Annotated in this window: 17 protein-coding genes and 1 pseudogene; 5 read left to right on the top strand and 13 right to left on the bottom strand. The window is 34.3% G+C overall.

Annotated elements, in window-relative coordinates:
- Positions 1–44: 44 nt before the first annotated feature.
- From ACZZ9T_RS09410 to ACZZ9T_RS09380, 7 genes and pseudogenes are all read right to left on the bottom strand, one after another.
- Positions 45–509 carry an SRPBCC family protein gene (locus ACZZ9T_RS09410; protein WP_463441864.1) on the bottom strand — a complete coding sequence of 155 codons (465 nt, stop codon included), beginning with the start codon at positions 507–509 and terminating at the stop codon, positions 45–47.
- Positions 502–1,314 (bottom strand): DCC1-like thiol-disulfide oxidoreductase family protein, encoded by an 813-nt coding sequence (locus ACZZ9T_RS09405; RefSeq protein ID WP_463441863.1) that lies wholly within the window; start codon positions 1,312–1,314, stop codon positions 502–504. The genes ACZZ9T_RS09410 and ACZZ9T_RS09405 overlap by 8 nt, the downstream gene beginning before the upstream one ends.
- Positions 1,301–1,717, bottom strand: coding sequence for a hypothetical protein (locus tag ACZZ9T_RS09400; protein WP_463441862.1), 417 nt, complete (start codon positions 1,715–1,717; stop codon positions 1,301–1,303). The genes ACZZ9T_RS09405 and ACZZ9T_RS09400 overlap by 14 nt, the downstream gene beginning before the upstream one ends.
- 146 nt (positions 1,718–1,863) lie before the next feature.
- The gene (locus tag ACZZ9T_RS09395) at positions 1,864–2,367 is read right to left on the bottom strand and encodes a GbsR/MarR family transcriptional regulator (RefSeq protein ID WP_463431533.1); all 504 of its coding nucleotides are present in this window, start codon (positions 2,365–2,367) and stop codon (positions 1,864–1,866) included.
- 113 nt (positions 2,368–2,480) lie between these two features.
- Complete coding sequence (locus tag ACZZ9T_RS09390; RefSeq protein ID WP_463441861.1) at positions 2,481–5,012, bottom strand: vWA domain-containing protein; 2,532 nt, start codon at positions 5,010–5,012, stop codon at positions 2,481–2,483.
- Between the two features lie 11 nt (positions 5,013–5,023).
- Positions 5,024–5,541: pseudogene (locus tag ACZZ9T_RS09385) on the bottom strand (RNA polymerase sigma factor).
- A gap of 186 nt (positions 5,542–5,727) precedes the next feature.
- Entirely contained in the window at positions 5,728–8,160 is a 2,433-nt protein-coding gene (locus ACZZ9T_RS09380; RefSeq protein WP_463441860.1) for an alpha-ketoacid dehydrogenase subunit alpha/beta, read from the bottom strand.
- A 136-nt stretch (positions 8,161–8,296) separates the two neighbouring features.
- Between ACZZ9T_RS09380 and ACZZ9T_RS09375 the strand changes: the two genes are divergently transcribed.
- The 3 genes from ACZZ9T_RS09375 (at position 8,297) to ACZZ9T_RS09365 (ending at position 9,632) form a co-directional block, all read left to right on the top strand.
- A complete protein-coding gene (locus tag ACZZ9T_RS09375; protein ID WP_463441859.1) occupies positions 8,297–8,590 on the top strand; it encodes a hypothetical protein in 294 nt (97 codons plus the stop codon).
- Positions 8,591–8,956: 366 nt separating this feature from the next.
- Positions 8,957–9,352: a hypothetical protein gene (locus ACZZ9T_RS09370; protein ID WP_463441858.1), complete on the top strand. Its 396-nt coding sequence runs from the start codon at positions 8,957–8,959 to the stop codon at positions 9,350–9,352.
- 130 nt (positions 9,353–9,482) lie between these two features.
- Positions 9,483–9,632, top strand: coding sequence for a hypothetical protein (locus tag ACZZ9T_RS09365; protein WP_463441857.1), 150 nt, complete (start codon positions 9,483–9,485; stop codon positions 9,630–9,632).
- A gap of 39 nt (positions 9,633–9,671) precedes the next feature.
- Here ACZZ9T_RS09365 and ACZZ9T_RS09360 read toward each other — a convergent pair whose 3' ends face one another.
- The 4 genes from ACZZ9T_RS09360 to queA all read right to left on the bottom strand — a co-directional run bounded on the left by ACZZ9T_RS09360 (position 9,672) and on the right by queA (position 13,921).
- Entirely contained in the window at positions 9,672–10,649 is a 978-nt protein-coding gene (locus ACZZ9T_RS09360; protein WP_463441856.1) for a polyprenyl synthetase family protein, read from the bottom strand.
- A gap of 153 nt (positions 10,650–10,802) precedes the next feature.
- Positions 10,803–11,681 (bottom strand): hypothetical protein, encoded by an 879-nt coding sequence (locus ACZZ9T_RS09355; RefSeq protein ID WP_463441855.1) that lies wholly within the window; start codon positions 11,679–11,681, stop codon positions 10,803–10,805.
- 72 nt (positions 11,682–11,753) lie between these two features.
- Entirely contained in the window at positions 11,754–12,788 is a 1,035-nt protein-coding gene (gene rlmN / locus ACZZ9T_RS09350) for a dual-specificity RNA methyltransferase RlmN (RefSeq protein ID WP_463441854.1), read from the bottom strand.
- 83 nt (positions 12,789–12,871) lie between these two features.
- Positions 12,872–13,921, bottom strand: coding sequence for a tRNA preQ1(34) S-adenosylmethionine ribosyltransferase-isomerase QueA (gene queA / locus ACZZ9T_RS09345; protein ID WP_463431519.1), 1,050 nt, complete (start codon positions 13,919–13,921; stop codon positions 12,872–12,874).
- A 200-nt stretch (positions 13,922–14,121) separates the two neighbouring features.
- On the opposite strand from queA, the gene ACZZ9T_RS09340 reads away from it, so the two are divergent.
- Complete coding sequence (locus ACZZ9T_RS09340; RefSeq protein WP_463441853.1) at positions 14,122–14,457, top strand: AIM24 family protein; 336 nt, start codon at positions 14,122–14,124, stop codon at positions 14,455–14,457.
- Positions 14,417–14,815, top strand: coding sequence for an AIM24 family protein (locus ACZZ9T_RS09335; protein ID WP_463441852.1), 399 nt, complete (start codon positions 14,417–14,419; stop codon positions 14,813–14,815). The genes ACZZ9T_RS09340 and ACZZ9T_RS09335 overlap by 41 nt, the downstream gene beginning before the upstream one ends.
- 47 nt (positions 14,816–14,862) lie before the next feature.
- On the opposite strand, the gene ACZZ9T_RS09330 is transcribed toward ACZZ9T_RS09335, so the two are convergent.
- On the bottom strand, positions 14,863–15,354 hold the full coding sequence (locus tag ACZZ9T_RS09330; protein WP_463441851.1) for a DNA-deoxyinosine glycosylase: 492 nt from the start codon (positions 15,352–15,354) through the stop codon (positions 14,863–14,865).
- A 191-nt stretch (positions 15,355–15,545) separates the two neighbouring features.
- On the bottom strand, positions 15,546–17,540 hold the full coding sequence (locus tag ACZZ9T_RS09325; RefSeq protein ID WP_463441850.1) for a S9 family peptidase: 1,995 nt from the start codon (positions 17,538–17,540) through the stop codon (positions 15,546–15,548).
- Positions 17,541–17,542: the final 2 nt, after the last annotated feature.

Here is a 17,542-nt window from a genome sequence, read left to right as displayed (position 1 = left end):
TTTAATATTTTAAAATATCCAGATGTTATTTCTAATTTTTATTTCTAATGAATTAGATCATCTCGTTCAGCGAATTTTTTAATAATTGCATTTCTTTCTAACAAGAAATTTTTCATGTAGTTTTTAAGAAATATTGTATTGAAAAGTTTTCCGATCATTCCGAATGGTGATTCAAATTCAAAAACATCAATCATGATTGTATTTTCGCCTTCCTGCTTAAAAATATGTTGATGTTTTAAGGATTTAAAAGTACCTTTTATCATTATATCAGTGAATTGATATGGTTTTTCCATACTGATGATTTTTGAAGTATGTGTCTGATAAAATCCCAAATGTTTGGCTCGCCATGTTACCGTTTCATCCTTTTCAATCAATCCTGAAATTCTTCCTGCAATTGCTTTTTCTCCGGTTTTAAAAGTTGATTTCTGGTGAAGATCAATGTCTCTTGCTAAGTTGAAAACGTTGTCAATATCGGCTTTAATGAAAGTTTCCAAATAAATTTTAGACATATAAAAATATTAATGTGATAAGTACCACTGTTCTGAAAATCATCCAGGAAATTGTAGGAAGGAGATTTAATTTTAAAATTCTGCATCTTCGTAAATGCTCTAAAAACATGATGAAAACAACAATTCCAAAATACATTAGTGACGAAATTGAATTTAGATTTAAAAATAAGGCAGGTATCAAAAGCAAAGTTCCGAGCAATGATACCGTCATCATATTGCCAAGATAATCCCAGATTTTATTTTTTAAATATGTTCTTAAAAAAATCGTCTGCCATAGAATCTGACCTAAACAAATCATCAATTCTCTGGTAAAATTTTGGTTCAGACCTAAATCTAATTTCGTTGAAAATAAACTTAAAACATATCCGGAAAAAATCACTACGAAACCCATATAAACCAATCTGTATTTTAGATTAAAATCTGGAACGCAGGATTGTTTTGCATCATCATTTTCTGACGGAATAATCTGTTTTCTGTTGTAAGATACGAAGGAATACAGCTTTTTGAAAAACCAATAGAGCGGCTTTATCCGGGCAATTTTCTCTAAAATCGGAAATGAATTCCCTATGATTAAAAGCAAACTGTCTATGCCATAAACAACTCTGTTTTGATTGTGATCAACTAAGGCGATTTCGTTTTTGGATCGGTTGAAATCAATCAGATTTTTGTTTTTAAAGCTCAAATCAGTAAAGGCTTCTCTTCCGTTTTCATCCAGCATTCCGGATTGTATGAAACCTTTTGAGTATATGTTGCACATAGGACATTGGTTGTCGTAGATGAGGGTGTGGTTTTTAAGCTTTTTCATGATTTTTTGATTCTAATTCTCTAAATTTTTCATAGTCACTGCTACAAATTAAATAATAGCATATTGCAAGGAAAGGTGTTCCTAACAAACCAAAATATAATATTATTGACCATACTTCACTAAGAAACTCATTTGAGAATTTAGAATTTCTGGCCAATAAAAGCGAAGCAAAACTTAACAGATAAATCATACTAATTATATAGTAAATTTTAAACAACAACCGTTTTGAATAGCTTTTCGAAAAAAATCTTATGTTTGAACTTATTACATGATTTAAAGCCAATAGAAAGTAGAATATGAGGCAAATTCCTTTTTGAAACAATAAATCAAGTAGAAGAGCAATAAAGAATAAGGCTACAATTACAGTTTGGATATTGAAGTCTATAACGATATTTTTTTTCATGGCAATTAATTTTAAAAGTTTACTCTTTTCGTTTTTCCTCCGAAATAAAAAATGAGGATTAAATGAATTATTAAGTTTTTCATAATTATAATATTTTCAGTAATTATTGAAAGTTAATTCGAAATAAAAAAGGTTTTTACACCTTTCTACTTTAATAAGTTGGTTATTTTTCCAACCAGCCAATGATCGTCACTTTTTATGGCGAGATCCATAATATTATTAATTTTGCTCGTGACGTTGCTAAAATCATCCATCAATTTTATAAATTCTTTTGCTTCAGCAGAATCATTGTCTTCTATGTTTTTTAATTCTTCCAGAAAAGAAACAACAGGTTCGATTTCTCTTTTTCTTCGCTCTTTTGTAATTTGTTTAAACAAAAACCAGACATCTTTTTCTGCAGTGAAATATTCTTTTCGGTCACCTTTGATAAACTCTTTTTTTACAATTCCCCAGTCCATCAATGCTCGAAGGTTCATATTGGCATTCCCTCTTGAGATCTCAAGCAGTTCCATAACCTCATCTGTGGAGAGTGGTTTTCCGTTTGCCAGAAGCAAAGCATGAACTTGCGCCATGGTACGATTGATTCCCCAACTCGTCGCAAATGTTCCCCAGGTCTGAATGTATTTTTCTTTAGCTTCTGAGAGTTTCATTATATTTGATTTAAATTTCTATTACAAATATAATAATAGTTTTTGAATTTTCAATAATATTTGAAAGTTTATTTTTAAATAAAAACAGACACTTTTGAATGTCTGTTTGAACTCTATTTCTGAATTGCTTTGTAGCTTTCAACAAGTCTTACAAATTCAGACCTGTAACCTTCATTATCATTTCCTTTTCCTTTTTTAGAAAGTTTTTCAATCTCAGTAAGATTTTTATTTTTAATTAAACCTGAATTTCTTAAAACCAAACCAAACCATGCAACAGAAGAGGCAAAATTAAAATCTTCACTCGCTGAAGAGATGCTTTCATGAAAATTTTTAACAATCTCAATAATCTCCGAACTCGTATCACCGTCCGGTTTTTTATATCTGAATTTCACGGTTGCCAGTTCATCATTAAAATTTTCATCACTTGTGTTTTTAGTATATTTCAAATTATTTTCTTTTGGTAAAAACTCAGACTTCACATCATTCGGAATGACTTCGTACAGAGCGGTAACTGTATGACCACTTCCCAATTCGCCGGCATCTATTTTATCGTTGGTAAAATCTTCATTTTTTAGTTTTCTGTTTTCATAGCCTATTAATCTGTATGATTTTACAAATTCCGGGTTAAACTCAATCTGAATTTTCACATCCTTCGCAATCGCATACATACTTCCTGCAAACTCTTTTCCGAGAAATTTATTAGCTTCCTGCATATTGTCTATGTAAGCGTAATTTCCGTTGCCTTTATCTGCCAAAGTTTCCATTCGATTATCTTTAAAATTTCCCATTCCGAATCCTAAACAGGTAAGAAAAACCCCAGATTTTCTTTTCTCTTCAATTAGAGTTCCCAAATCTCCTGTAGAAGATGTTCCTACATTAAAATCTCCGTCTGTTGCGATAATCACACGATTGTTTCCTCCTTTGATGAAGTTTTCCTGAGCCAATTTGTAAGCCAGCTCAATTCCTGCTCCGCCCGCTGTGCTTCCGCCTGCCTGAAGGTTTTCCAAAGCATTCAGAATTTTATCTTTTTCTCTCGCTGATGTGGGTGGCAAAATCATTCCTGCACTTCCTGCGTAAACTACAATACCAACTTTATCTTGCGGTCTTAGCTGATCTAAAAGAACTTTAAAAGAAGATTTTAATAATGGTAATTTATTCGGTTCATTCATAGAACCGGACACATCAATCAAAAAAACAAAGTTTGAACTCGGTAATTTATCCATCGGAATATTTTTTCCCTGCAAACCTATTTTTAATAATTTATGTTTCGGATTCCATGGTGCGTCGTTGTATTCTGTATTAATAGAGAATGGTTGTCCGTTTGTAGGTTGTGGGTAATTATATTTGAAATAATTAATCATTTCTTCAATTCTTACTGCGTTTTTATTCACTCTTTCTCCGTTACTAATCATTCTCCGGATGTTGGAATAAGCCGCTTTATCTACATCAATTGAAAAGGTAGAAACCGACTGATTTTTAGTCAGTTCAAAAGGATTTTCTACGAAAGCATCATATTCTTCTGTGTTATTTTGCTGAATTTGCTTGGAGTTATTAATGCTGTCCTGAACTTTTTGAATTTTCTCAAGAGCTTTTCTTTCTTTACGTGAAAGTTTTTTGGTTTTAATAACAATAACTCCATTTAAAGCACGGTTTCCGTATATGGCAGTTAATGATGATTCTTTTAAAACATTAACACTCTCAATAGAATTAGGATCTATTTTCTGGATCACATCTACACTTTGAATCATACCATTTACAATATATAATGGCTGACCACTTCCATTTAAACTACTATTTCCTCTTATAATAATGGGCTTTGAGGAACCGGGAGCTCCTTCGCCAGTCTCCATATTGAAACCTAAAGTTGTACCAATTAAAGTCCTTGATATATTGTTATTTTTTTTATGCTCATTTCTAATATTATTATAATCAATCTTCGCTGATCTTGGAGTTCCAGAAATAGTATTTACTGCTAAACCAGCAACCTCGCCTTGTAATGAATTTAAAAAACCTTGACTCGGACGATTTTCTAATTGTTGAGCATTCACTATTGTTGAACTTCCCTTATGTCTTAATTGAGTTTTACTATATCCTAAGACAACTACTTCCTCAATATTTTTTTCTTTAAAACTACTATCTATATGTACTTGTGGAAATGTTTTACTTATACCAATCGGACTTACAGTATTATTTTCATTTCTGCTGAGTATTGATTTTTCTTTTAGAAAAAAATTTGTTTTGATGCCAATATTGTTGAAAACTTCAGCATGTTCGTAAGCTAACTTTTTTTGGTTTTGATACTCTTTTATCTCATCAATTTCTTTCTCAATATTCGATTTCACGGTACTGTCAATCTTCTGAATATTATTCACTTTTGGCGATACCGTATTTTGAACAATCTGAGGTTTTGAAATATCTGCAACTTCTTTTTTGTTAATAAAGTAAAACGCACCCAAACCAATAATCAAACTGGCAGCAATTCCATACGGAAACCAAACAGGAATAACTCTTTTCTTCTCTTCTTTTTTATCTAATTTTTCCTCCACTTTTGTCCAAACTTTGTCGAAACCAGGAAAAGTCGCAGGTTCTTCCAAAGATTGAGAAGCTTCATTGAATTTTTTATCTATATCGTGATTATTTTCCATTTTGTAAAAGTTTAAATGTTGTGATTGACCAAGAGTTCCTGAAGTTTTTTCCGAGCGAAATTGAGCTGTGATTTTGAAGTGCCTTCGCTGATCGAAAGCATTGTCGCAATCTCTTTGTGCGGATAACCTTCAATAGCAAACAGATTGAAGATTGCTCTGCAGCCTTCCGGAAGAAAATTGAGCAGCTTTAGAATATCTTTCTCAAAAGAAATACTATCCGTTGGAGAGCCTGTAGATTCTACAAACTCTTCATCTAAAGACACATCGAGCGCTTTCATACTTCTCAGTTTCTGCAAACACTCATTGACTGCAATTTTTCTTGCCCAGGCTTCGAAAATATCGTGATTTTGCAGTTGGTTCAGCTTTGTGAAAATTTTGTAGAACGTATCGGCCAATACTTCTTCAATATCTTCATCATTTTTCGATAGCGTTTGCAGACTGTGTACAGCTTGCCCGCCATTTTTTCGTAAACCTTCCGCTGGGCGTTGCGGTCGTTCCGTTGGCATTCTAACAGTAATTCTTTTTCCATAGTCAGGCTTTATACTCTTATAGATGCAGGAAACTTGAGAAAGGTTGTAAACATTGTAAACTTTATTTGAATTTAGTTAAAAAAATGAAATGAGAGGAATTTATTATTCTTGTTAGATGTAAATATTAGTCAAAAAAAAACCGCTTCCAAAAAGAAAGCGGTTATAAAATTTATCTCAATTCCCAATTAAAATATCGCAGGATATTTCTGAGGATTTGCTTCATTAAATAAGGCATAAATTCTTTCCACCATATCATCTGAAGATGGCTTACTGAAATAATCTCCATCACTTGCATACGCAGGTCGGTGATCATTTGCAGCAATCGTTAAAGGATCAGAGTCTAAGAATCTGAAAGCTTTTTGCTTTTCTAAAATCTGCTGAAGAATAAATGCTGACGTTCCGCCTTCTACATCTTCATCGATTACAACCAATCTGTTGGTTCTTTTCACAGATTCAGCAATTTCATGCGTTAAATCAAAAGGAATTAATGACTGAACATCAATAACCTCTGCAGAAATTCCTAATTTTTCTAGTTCATCCGCTGCTTCCATCACAATTCTCCAAGTCGATCCGTAGGTGACCAAAGTAACATCCTTACCTTCTTTTGTGACTTCAATTTTCCCTACAGGAACAGTGAATTCGCCCAAATTATCCGGTTGTTTTTCTTTTAATCTGTATCCGTTCAAACATTCAACAATGATTGAAGGATCATCACTTTGAAGCATGGTATTGTAGAATCCGGCAGCTTTTGTTAAGTTTCTCGGAACTAAAACCATAATTCCTTTAGAAAGATTCAGAATTCCCGCCATTGGCGATCCAGAATGCCAAACTCCTTCCAGTCTGTGACCTCTCGTTCTGATGATTACAGGAGCTTTCTGACCGCCTTTTGTTCTATACTGAACTGTTGCCAAATCATCGCTCATTCCCTGTAAACAATACAAGATATAATCTAAATACTGAATTTCAGCAATCGGTCTCAAACCTCTCATTGCCATACCAATTCCCTGACCTAAAATAGTAGCTTCACGAATTCCTGTGTCGGCAACACGAAGTTCACCGTATTTTTCCTGCATTCCTTCAAGACCTTGGTTTACATCACCGATATTTCCGGCATCTTCACCAAAGACTAAAGTCTGAGGATATTTTTCAAATATTTTATCAAAATTATTCCTTACCACTACTCTTCCGTCCACATCTTCAGAACTTTCAGTATAGACTGGCTTGATTTCTTTTACGTTTTCAGCTTTCCACTGAGACTGAGAATACAAATGAGAAGAATAATTGTCTTTTTCAACTTCAAAAACTTCGTTGTACTTATCCATCAACTGATTTCTTTCCGTTGAAGTTGTACCTCTTGTTGCCAACAAGGATTTTCTGATCAAATGAAAGACATCTTTCTTTGCTTTCGAAACCAATTTATTGTATTGATTAACATACACTTCAATTTCGGAATGTTTTTCTTTCAGGTTTTCTACCAAAGGTAAAACTGAGAATGCTAATTCGGTAATTGTTTTTTGGTAATTTTCCCAGGCAGCTTTCTGTCCGTTTTTTACATTTTTCTTTGCTTCTTCATCGATGGCCTCTAGTTCTTCAACGGTTGCAATGATTTCTTCAATTCCTTCAATTTCGATTGAATAATTTAAAATCCATTCTCTGAATTTTACCAATCCGTCAAAATCTGCTTCCCAAGACAGACGGTCTTCGTTTTTGTATCTTTCGTGAGATCCCGAAGTTGAGTGACCTTGAGGCTGAGTCACTTCAATGACGTGAACCACAACAGGAACAGATTCCGTTCTTGCAAAATGCTCTGCTTTAGCATAAGCATCCAACAAAGCCGGATAATCCCAAGCTTTCACCTGAATAATCTCGCAACCTTGGTTTTCGCCTTCTTTTCTTTGGAAACCACTTAACATTTCAGCAATATCGGCTTTTGCTCTCTGTTTCATCGTAGGAACAGAAATTCCATAACCGTCATCCCAAATTGATACAATCATAGGAACCTGAAGAGCACAAGCTGCATTCAAAGTTTCCCAAAAATGACCTTCTGCTGTAGAAGCGTCTCCGATTGTTCCGAAAGCGATTTCGTTACCCTCTTTTGAGAATTTTTCAGAACCTTCAAATTGTACTGATTTATATATTTTTGATGCTTGCGCTAATCCCAACAATCTTGGCATTTGTCCTGCAGTAGGAGAAATATCGGAAGAAATATTCTTTTGAGAAGTTAAATCTTTCCAGCTTCCGTCCTCATTCAAACTTCTTGTCGCAAAGTGACCGTTCATCTGTCTTCCCGCTGATGCAGGCTCTCTTTCAACACTCGTATCTGCATACAATTGAGCAAAGAAACTCTCAATGGTCAATGCGTCTGCAGCCAAGGCAAACGTCTGATCTCTGTAATATCCCGAACGGAAATCTCCATTTTTGAAAACTTTTGCCATTGCCAATTGCGGCAGCTCTTTTCCGTCCCCAAAAATTCCAAATTTAGCCTTTCCGGTAAGTACTTCTCTTCTGCCTAAATATGACATTTCACGGGAGATTCTTCCTAATTTATAATCTTCAAGTATCTGGTTTTTAAAGTCTTGAAAGGAAATTTGTTGAGTTTCAATATAGGTTGTCTGCATAGCCAAATATTAAATATTTATTATTAATGAGTATTTTGCTAATATACAATTTTTATATTAATTTTAATTTTCAAGAATGTTTTTTAAAAATTTGATAATGAAAAAAAATGTATTTACTTTGAACAAAACTCTGTAAATGGAAAAAAAATCAACTCATATCCTTAATGCAGCATCTAATCTTTTGGGATTTTCTATGATTATAATCACCTCATTAAAAATCACTAAAATGAGTCATCATACATTTTTAGACGAGTTTGCAGGGATTGCATGCGTATTTTTTGCGTGCAGCAGTTTATTTTCTTTTATGTCAATAAGATCTAAGAAAGAAAGTTTAGGAAACAAGTATGAGGTTATTGCGGATTATTTATTTTTAACCGCTTTATTTTGTATTGTTCTAGCTGTTATAATTGTAACTGTAAGAATTACTTAATTTGAAATTTCAATAAATTAAATAAAGGCTTTCCCAAATCTATCAATACGGTTCCAACAGTAGTTTTTTAGTGTGAATTTCATTAATTCCACAATTTATTTTACTACTATTCTATATAGTATATCAATTTTAAATGATATTATTTAAATAGCCAGCAGTAATATAAAAAAACATTATTAATAATATTTTTTTTCGAAAAAATAGCTATTTTTGTGAAAAATTTTACACACACAAATGAAAAAGCAAATTATTTTAATCGTATTCCTATTAATTGGAAGCACCCATTCAGCACAAGTTGGTATTAATACAAGCAATCCACGGACAATCTTACATGTAGACGGAGCTAAAGACAATGCAGAAACAGGGGTGCCAACTGCTGCTCAACAGCTCAATGATGCAGTCGTAACTTCAGCCGGAAATCTTGGTATTGGAACAATAACTCCGACAGAAAAAGTAGATATCAGTTCAGGAAACGTACGTCTCCGAGACATCAATTCAAATGTTGGAATTGGAGGAACAGACAAGGTGGTTGTTGCAGATGCAACCGGAGTATTAAAAACCATTGACTTTACGGCTTATTCATTATTCCATGCCCGTTTAGCTGCTGAACAAAGTATTTCAACTGCAGGTTCAATTGTCACCCTTCTGTTTGCTTCACCATTAGCCACCTCACCATTTTATTCCTATGACACTTCTTCAGGTGTCTTAACATTCAATCAGTTCTGGAAACTATCTGATTACCCTGCAATCGAGTTTTGGTAATATTTCCTCCGGATCTCAGTTAGTTCTTGGAATAAGACCTTTTCCGGACGCTAACTATTTAGGACGTGGCAGCCATTACACAGGAGCTACACCTCCAGTATTAACTGCATCCTCAAGAATTGGTGAACTGATGAACTATACAACCTTACTGGTAATCCCTACAGCAGGTTATCAGATTCGTTTTACAGCCTCAGCCAATGATCCCTGTACTATTTTATCTACGGAAACCGGATCAACAGGAAATGGAAACGTCACCAACGTGACGGTACAAAAAATATAAAAAACTAAAAAAGGAGGGCAATAAATGTCCTCCTTTTTTTTAAAATTTTCTTTCGATAACGTAATCCAACATGCTGTGTAAAGATCTACGAACTTCAGAATCAGGAAATTCGTTTAAAATATCTTTTGCTTTTTGTTGAAAGTCTTTCATTTTTGTAATCGCATAATCTAAACCTCCGGAACTTTTTACAAAAGCAATCAATTCTTTTACACGCTTTTGGTCATTGTTATAACGCTTTATCGTGTTGAAATAATATTTTCTATTGGTTTCGTTCGCAATTTTCAAAGTATGAATTAAAGGCAAAGTCATTTTCTGCTCTTTAATATCGATTCCGACAGGTTTTCCGATAAAGTTTGAACTTAAATAATCAAATAAGTCGTCTTTAATTTGAAATGCCATTCCTGTATACGTCCCAAACTGCATCATTTTTTTTGCTAAAGCTTCATCGGCATTGTTTGACAAAGCACCAATTTCACAACAGGCAGCAATTAAAGTTGCCGTTTTCTGACGGATAATTTCGTAATAAACGTCTTCGGTAATATCTAGTTTTCTGGCTTTTTCCAATTGGAGAAGTTCCCCTTCAGACATTTCTCTGATAGTTCTTGAAATCACGGAAAGTAAATCGTAGTCTTTATGATCTGTAGAAAGTAAAACAGCTTTTGACAACAGGAAATCTCCAACTAAAACAGCGATTTTATTTTTCCATAAAGCATTAATAGAGAAAAAATTACGTCTTTTAAAGCTTTCATCAACCACATCATCATGCACAAGTGTTGCTGTGTGAATGAGCTCAATCATTGATGCACCACGATAAGTTTTTTCATTGACCTCACCTACTAATTTTGCACACAGGAAAACAAACATCGGACGCATTTGTTTTCCTTTTGTGGTAACAATAAAACGGGTAACTTTATCGAGTAAAGCGACTTTACTTTGCATAGATTCGTAAAACTTTTGCTCGAAAAGTTTCATTTCCTCATTGATCGGTTGCTTGATTTCTTCTACAATATTAGTCACTATCTGAGAATGATGGATGAGTATTTATTAATTCTCACAAAGATAATTTTTTTCATCTGTTTATTTCTAATTTTTTTTAGAGGTCAGATGAAACAGTGCGTAATTGCATCCAAATACATTATATAAGCTGCATCATAAGTGTTTAAGCAGAATTTAAAGTTTGAGTTTTTCTTTAGGAATGAAATACAAAAATGGGCTTGTTTTCTTGATAGGAGAATGAAATTTTTCTCCAGAAATATAAATTCCTTTTTCGTCAACAGCAACTCCTTCGATTTGTCCCAGTGACAAAGCGCTTCCTAAATAAAGATGTTTTGATTTTTCTTTGAAAAATATTCCTGATTCAGTTTCGTTAAATACATCTAAAAAGACTTCTGTTTTCTTCGTATATCCTACAACGTACAGCTTTTTTTCGAAGTAATAAGCATCACTGATCATAAAACCAGTTTTATACGATTCTATTTTTTGTGCAGCCTGATTTTCAAAATTTTCGGGATCTAATGTATAATGAGTGGTCGATTTCGAAGCCCATTCTTTGGTGAAAATATGGATTTTTCCGTTTAAATAAACCATCGATTCCAAATCGAAATCATTATTACTATTTTTTGAAGTGAAATCATTTTGTTCAGGATAATAAAATGAAATAGTTTTCATTAAATCATTATTCAAATTACCATTCTGAAAAGGAATTTTATAGATTTTTAAATCTTTTCTTGTTCCTGTATTGTTACCAAAATCTCCAATGTAGAAATTTTCACCATCATTGGTTAAAGCTTCCCAATCTTTATTTTCAACACTTGTTTTTAAAACCTTAAGAATTTTTCCTGAAATTTTATCAATTTCATATAATTCTGCTGGATTACCGCTGTCGTTGAAGGTATATAGTTTTCTGTCGAAATAATTCAGTCCAGAATTTTCCTGAATGGAATCGTTGAGAATTTCAATGGTATACTTTTTAAGCTTGAAAATTTCTGCATTTTGAGAAAAAGCAGCCTGGAATGCAAGAATAACAAATAATATAAAAGCCTTTTTCATACAGCAAAATTACGGATTTTGGTATGCATTGATTGTTAAGAAAAATTTATTAAAAGTATTGTAATGAAGAAATTATTCGGCATTTTTATTTGCCAATTGCCCGCAAGCAGCATCAATATCGCCACCACGGCTCTTTCTGATCATAACGGTAATTCCTGCGTTTTCAAGCTGACGAACATAATTTTCTTCCGCTTTTTTATTGCATTGGTCATATTTTCCGTCACCAATCGGATTGTATTGAATCAAATTAACTTTAGAAGGGATTTGTTTACAGAATTTAATTAAAGCTTTAATGTCTTCATCGCCATCATTGATGCCTTTCCACACGCAATATTCAAAAGTGACTACAGAACATGTTTTTTTATACCAGTATTGTAGAGATTCCATAATATCCGTTAATGGAAATTTATCTGAAAACGGCATAATTTCATTACGCTTAGACTCGATCGCTGAATGTAATGATAAAGCCAGTTTCACACGTAATTCATCATCTGCCAACATTTTAATCATCTTTGGAATCCCTGATGTTGAAACGGTAATTCTTCTTGGAGACATTCCCAAACCTTCCGGCTGGGTAATTTTTCTGATGGCTTCTACCACATTTTTGTAATTCATCATCGGCTCACCCATTCCCATAAAAACAATATTGGTAAGCGGTCTGTTGAAATACGTTCTGCTTTGACTGTCAATTAAAGCAACCTGATCTACAATTTCAGCAACTTCAAGATTTCTCATTCTTTTCAGCCTTGCAGTTGCGCAGAATTCGCAGTTTAATGAGCATCCGACCTGCGAAGAAACACAAGCCGTTGTTCTGGTTTCTGTCGGAATTAAAACAGATTCTACCATTAAACCATCGTGAAGTTTCACACCATTCTTAATGGTTCCGTCGGTGCTTTTTTGAAGCTGGTCTACAGAAACAGGATTAATGATATATTCTTCAGAAATTTTGTCTCTGAGCTGTTTTGAAAGATTCGTCATTTCCTCAATCGAATGCAGATTTTTGCTCCACAGCCAATCGTAAACCTGTTTCGCACGAAACGGTTTCTCTCCTAAAGTTCCAAAATAGTCTTTAAGCTGATCGAGTGATAATGTACGGATGTCTTTCATGTAGTGAGTTGATAGTTTATTGTTGATAGTTGTCAGTAAATAATCCAAAAACTATCTACTAACAACCAACAACTTTAAACTTATTAAAGGATCAGCATTGCGTCACCGTAAGAATAGAATTTATACTTTTCTCTTACAGCCTCTTCATACGCCTGCATTAAAAAATCTTTTCCGGCAAACGCTGCAATCATCATCATGAGCGTAGATTTTGGCGTATGGAAATTGGTAATCATCGTATTGGCAACCCCGAAATCGTGAGGTGGATAAATAAATTTATTTGTCCAGCCATTAAACGCTGAAATTTTTCTGTTTGAAGAAACTGAAGTTTCAATCGCTCTCATGGTAGTTGTTCCTACAGCACAAACTCTTCTGTTTTCCTGAACAGCTTTGTTAATGATTTCGGCATTTTTTTCATCGATGATGATTTCTTCAGACTCCATTTTGTGCTTAGAAAGATCTTCTACTTCGATCGGGTTAAAAGTTCCCAAACCAACGTGAAGCGTAACCTCAGCGAAATCAATTCCTTTGATTTCCAACCTCTTCATCAAATGTCTTGAGAAATGCAGACCCGCAGTTGGTGCTGCTACAGCTCCTTCTACTTTAGCATAAATCGTCTGATACCTTTCAGCATCTTCCGGTTCAACCTCTCTTTTAATATACTTTGGAAGAGGAGTTTCGCCCAATTCATTCAATTTTTTACGAAATTCTTCATAAGAACCGTCAAATAAGAATCTTAAAGTTCTACCTCTTGAAGTTGTATTATCAATGACTTCAGCAACCAAAGATTCGTCTTCGGTGAAGAATAATTTATTACCAATTCTGATTTTTCTAGCTGGATCTACCAACACATCCCAAACTCTGGTTTCTTTATCAAGCTCTCTCAACAAGAAAACTTCAATTTTAGCTCCTGTTTTTTCTTTATTTCCGTAAAGACGTGCCGGGAAAACTTTAGTATTGTTGAAGATGAATAAATCTTTCTCATCAAAATAATCTACAACGTCTTTAAATGTTTTATGTTCTATTGTTTGAGTTTTTCTGTCAAGAACCATCAACCTAGACTCGTCTCTGTGTTCAGACGGGTGCTCAGCCAATAATTCTTCAGGGAGATCAAAATTAAAATCGGATGTCTTCATTTTTTAAATTACGGTTTAAAAATTACACGAAAATTACTGAAGTAATTTTCCGGACTGCAAATATACGACATTCGACACCCCTTTGTCAAGTCTTTATTTCACAATCGGTACTGACAGGGATTTTAAAGCATGACATTTTTTTATTTAATGAAATTATTAGGATAAAAAACAGTATTTTAGTAAGATTAAATTTAAAACCAATGAGCAAATATTCTTTAGAAGAATTCGTAAAAGAAACCAAAGAAAATCCACTTGAAAGAGATTATTTCGAGCTGGAAAAACCTGCACTTTTAGAAATCAACCTCAACAATCAGGCAGTCTGGACAAAAACAGGAAGCATGGTGGGTTACATAGGAAATGTCAATTTTGAAAGACAGGGAATGCTTTCCGGCGGACTCGGAAATTTATTAAAAAAAGCTCTCAGCGGAGAAGGGTCAAAGCTTATGAAAGCTGAAGGTACAGGCAAATTATATGTTGCCGACTTCTGGGAAAAAGGTGAGAATTCTATATTTAAACAACGAAACTCTTTTCGTTAACGGAAATGATGTCTTAGCCCACGAACAAAGTGTAAAAAGTGATATCACTATGCTAAAAAGCATCGCCGGAATGATGTCTGGAGGATTATTTCAGGTTAAACTTTCCGGAACAGGTCACATTGCCATCACCACACACGGTGAGCCTTTAACGTTGATGGTTACTCCTGATGCACCCGTTTTTACAGATCCGAACGCAACGGTTGCATGGTCTGGAAATCTAAGTCCGGAACTGAAAACCAATGTTTCTTTTAAAAGTCTGATAGGAAGAGGAAGCGGAGAAGAATTTCAGATGAAGTTTTCCGGGAATGGATGGGTGTTGATACAGCCTTTTGAGGAGATTTATGTGGTTACGAAATAAAGTATAAAATCAAAGCAAGAAATTTTTTTCTTGCTTTTTTGTTTTTATTAATCTGTAAATTCTAAAATCTTTTTCCAGTCATCCAATTTTTTTTCAAAAGAAATTGTGTGAAGCGGACTTGTTGATGGCAACAAATAAATTGGAATTCTAAAATTTTTCCCTAAAATTTTCTGCAGATTTTTAAATGCTTTTCCACCGTTGCAGAATATTGCCTGAATATTTGGGTATTCTTCCAAAATTTCTGGAATTAGATTGGCTTCTTCGTTTTTAATCTCAGAATCTAGACTTCCTTTTCTTTCGCAGGAATCGATGACATCCCAAAGTGCAATATGATTTTTTTTTAACACCTCAATTCGTTTAAGATAATCCTCTGTAAATTCTTCGTGGAATAATTCAAAAATAATTCTCCAAAACTTATTCTGCGGATGACCGTAATATTGTTGTTTTTCCAAAGATTTTACCCCAGGAATTGATCCTAAAATTAATATTTTAGAATGGGTATCAATGATTGCTGAAAAAGAAGAGATGCGGTTTTGCATGATTCAGAGATATAAATTTTGGCTAAAGCCTTTTTCTTTGAAAACAAAAAGCGGGCTAAAGCCCGCTCCTACCATATTTTTTTGAATAATTAAAATAAAGTTTAATTATTTATCTTAAAACCACCCCGTCTAAATTTTCTTTGAAAATTTATCCACCCCTCCAAAGGAGGGGAATTTTTGCGCGGTTTAAATTACAAAGTCTCTTTCAGCCAATCGAAAAATTCTCTTTGCCAAACCAGTCCGTTTTGAGGATGAAGAACCCAGTGGTTTTCATTCGGGAAATAAACGAATTTAGATTTTAAACCTTTCAATTTTGCAGCCTGGAAAGCTTCCTGTCCTTGCTCATAACCTACTCTAAAATCAATTCCTCCCTGGAAAATCATGATGGGTTTATTCCATTTGTCAACAAAATTACTTGGGTTGAATTCTGTATAGGCTTTGGGTAGAGGTTTTTCCCAGGGAGAACCCAAATCCCAGTTGGCAAACCAAAGTTCTTCCGTAGTCAGATACCAAGATTTCATATCAAACAATCCGTCATGAGCTATGAAGGTTTTAAATCTGTTGTTGTGAATTCCTGCTAACATGAAAACGCTGTAACCACCGTAGCTTGCTCCGACAGCCGCTACTCTACCGCCATCAACATAAGGTAAAGTTTTGGCAAAATCTGTCGCGGCCAAATAATCTCTTATAGGTTGTCCGCCCCAATCTTTTGAAATTTCCTCGTTCCATTTGGTTCCCCAACCAGGCATTCCACGGCGGTTTGGTGCCACTACGATGTATCCGTTGGCAGCCATTAAAGCAAAATTCCATCTTGTGCTGAAAAATTGAGTTAATGCAGATTGTGGACCTCCTTGGCAATAAACAAGAGTTGGATATTTTTTATTCGGATCAAAATTGGGTGGATAATGAAACCACACTCCCATTTCTTTTCCGTCTGTGGTTTTTACCATTTTCAGTTCAGATTTTCCCTGAGCTAGTTTAGAGTACATGTCTTTATTAGCTTCTGTAACCGGCATTAATTCACCATTTTTAAGATTTACAGAGAAAATTTCTGATGCGTGATTGATATCAGTTTTTGAAACCAAAAGAGAACTTTTTTGGTCTGCAAAAATTTCATTAATATCAAAATCACCTTTTGTGATCTGCTGAACTTTTGAAGATTTAGCGTCTAAAGAAAACAATTGTTTTGTTCCTCTGAAAGCCGCTGTGAAATAAATACTTTTCGAATCACCACTCCAGAAAACATCACCGGAAACGCTTTCGTCCCAAGCTTTTGTAAGATTTGAAGTTTTCCCGGATTTCCAATCCATCAATTTGATGTCGTTTTTATCAGCCTCGAAACCATCTCTCTCCATACTTTGCCAAAGCAAAGATTTTCCGTCCGGACTGAATTTTGGGTTAACATCGTATCCTTTATTGGTTTCCGTTATATTTTTAACCGACCCTGAAGCTACATCATAGGCAAAAATATCTGTGTTGGTACTTGTAGAATATTCTTTTCCACTTTTAGGTTTTGTAACATATAAAAGCTGAGAAGAATCTGGACTCCAGATGAAATCTTCTGCTCCACCGAAAGGTCGTTGCGGAGAATCCCAAGTTTTACCTTCCAAAAGATCTTTTGCAGAATCTACATTATCCGAGGTATTGACTACAAAAACATGGTTGTATTTTCCCTCGTTGAAATAATCCCAATGTCTGTGATTCAAATCTGTATAAACCTGAGCTGTAGTTTTCGGAGTATCCGCATATTTATCTTTGCCCATTAGTTTTTCTACCAACACCTGCTTGCTGAAAGCGATTTTTTTACCGTCAGGAGAAATCACAATGTTATCAACTTCGCCAATGGTGTAAAAATCTGTCCAGGTTTTAGCATTATCTTTTGAAAGGAAAATTTTATCGCCTTCCTGAGCATACAATCCGTTTTTATCCCACTGAATCAATGCTTTTTTGCCTAAATCAATTTTTGAAGATTGTTTATTGATAACATTCAGGAAATAATTATCGTTTTTTGTTTTTTCAGTTTTTAAATCAACTTGTCCAACTTTATAAATTAACGAAGACTGGTCGGGAGAAACTGCCTGTACTCCTACTTTTTTTAAAGTCCAAAGGATTTCAGGTGTCATCAATTGTTGTGCATTCATTATAAACGGAGCTGCCAAAGCGAGCAGGCTGTATTTTAGTTTCATAT

This window comes from Chryseobacterium sp. AC417, from assembly GCF_979258215.1.
Note: the sequence above shows the minus strand (reverse complement) of the source record. Positions and strands in the feature narration are given on the sequence as shown.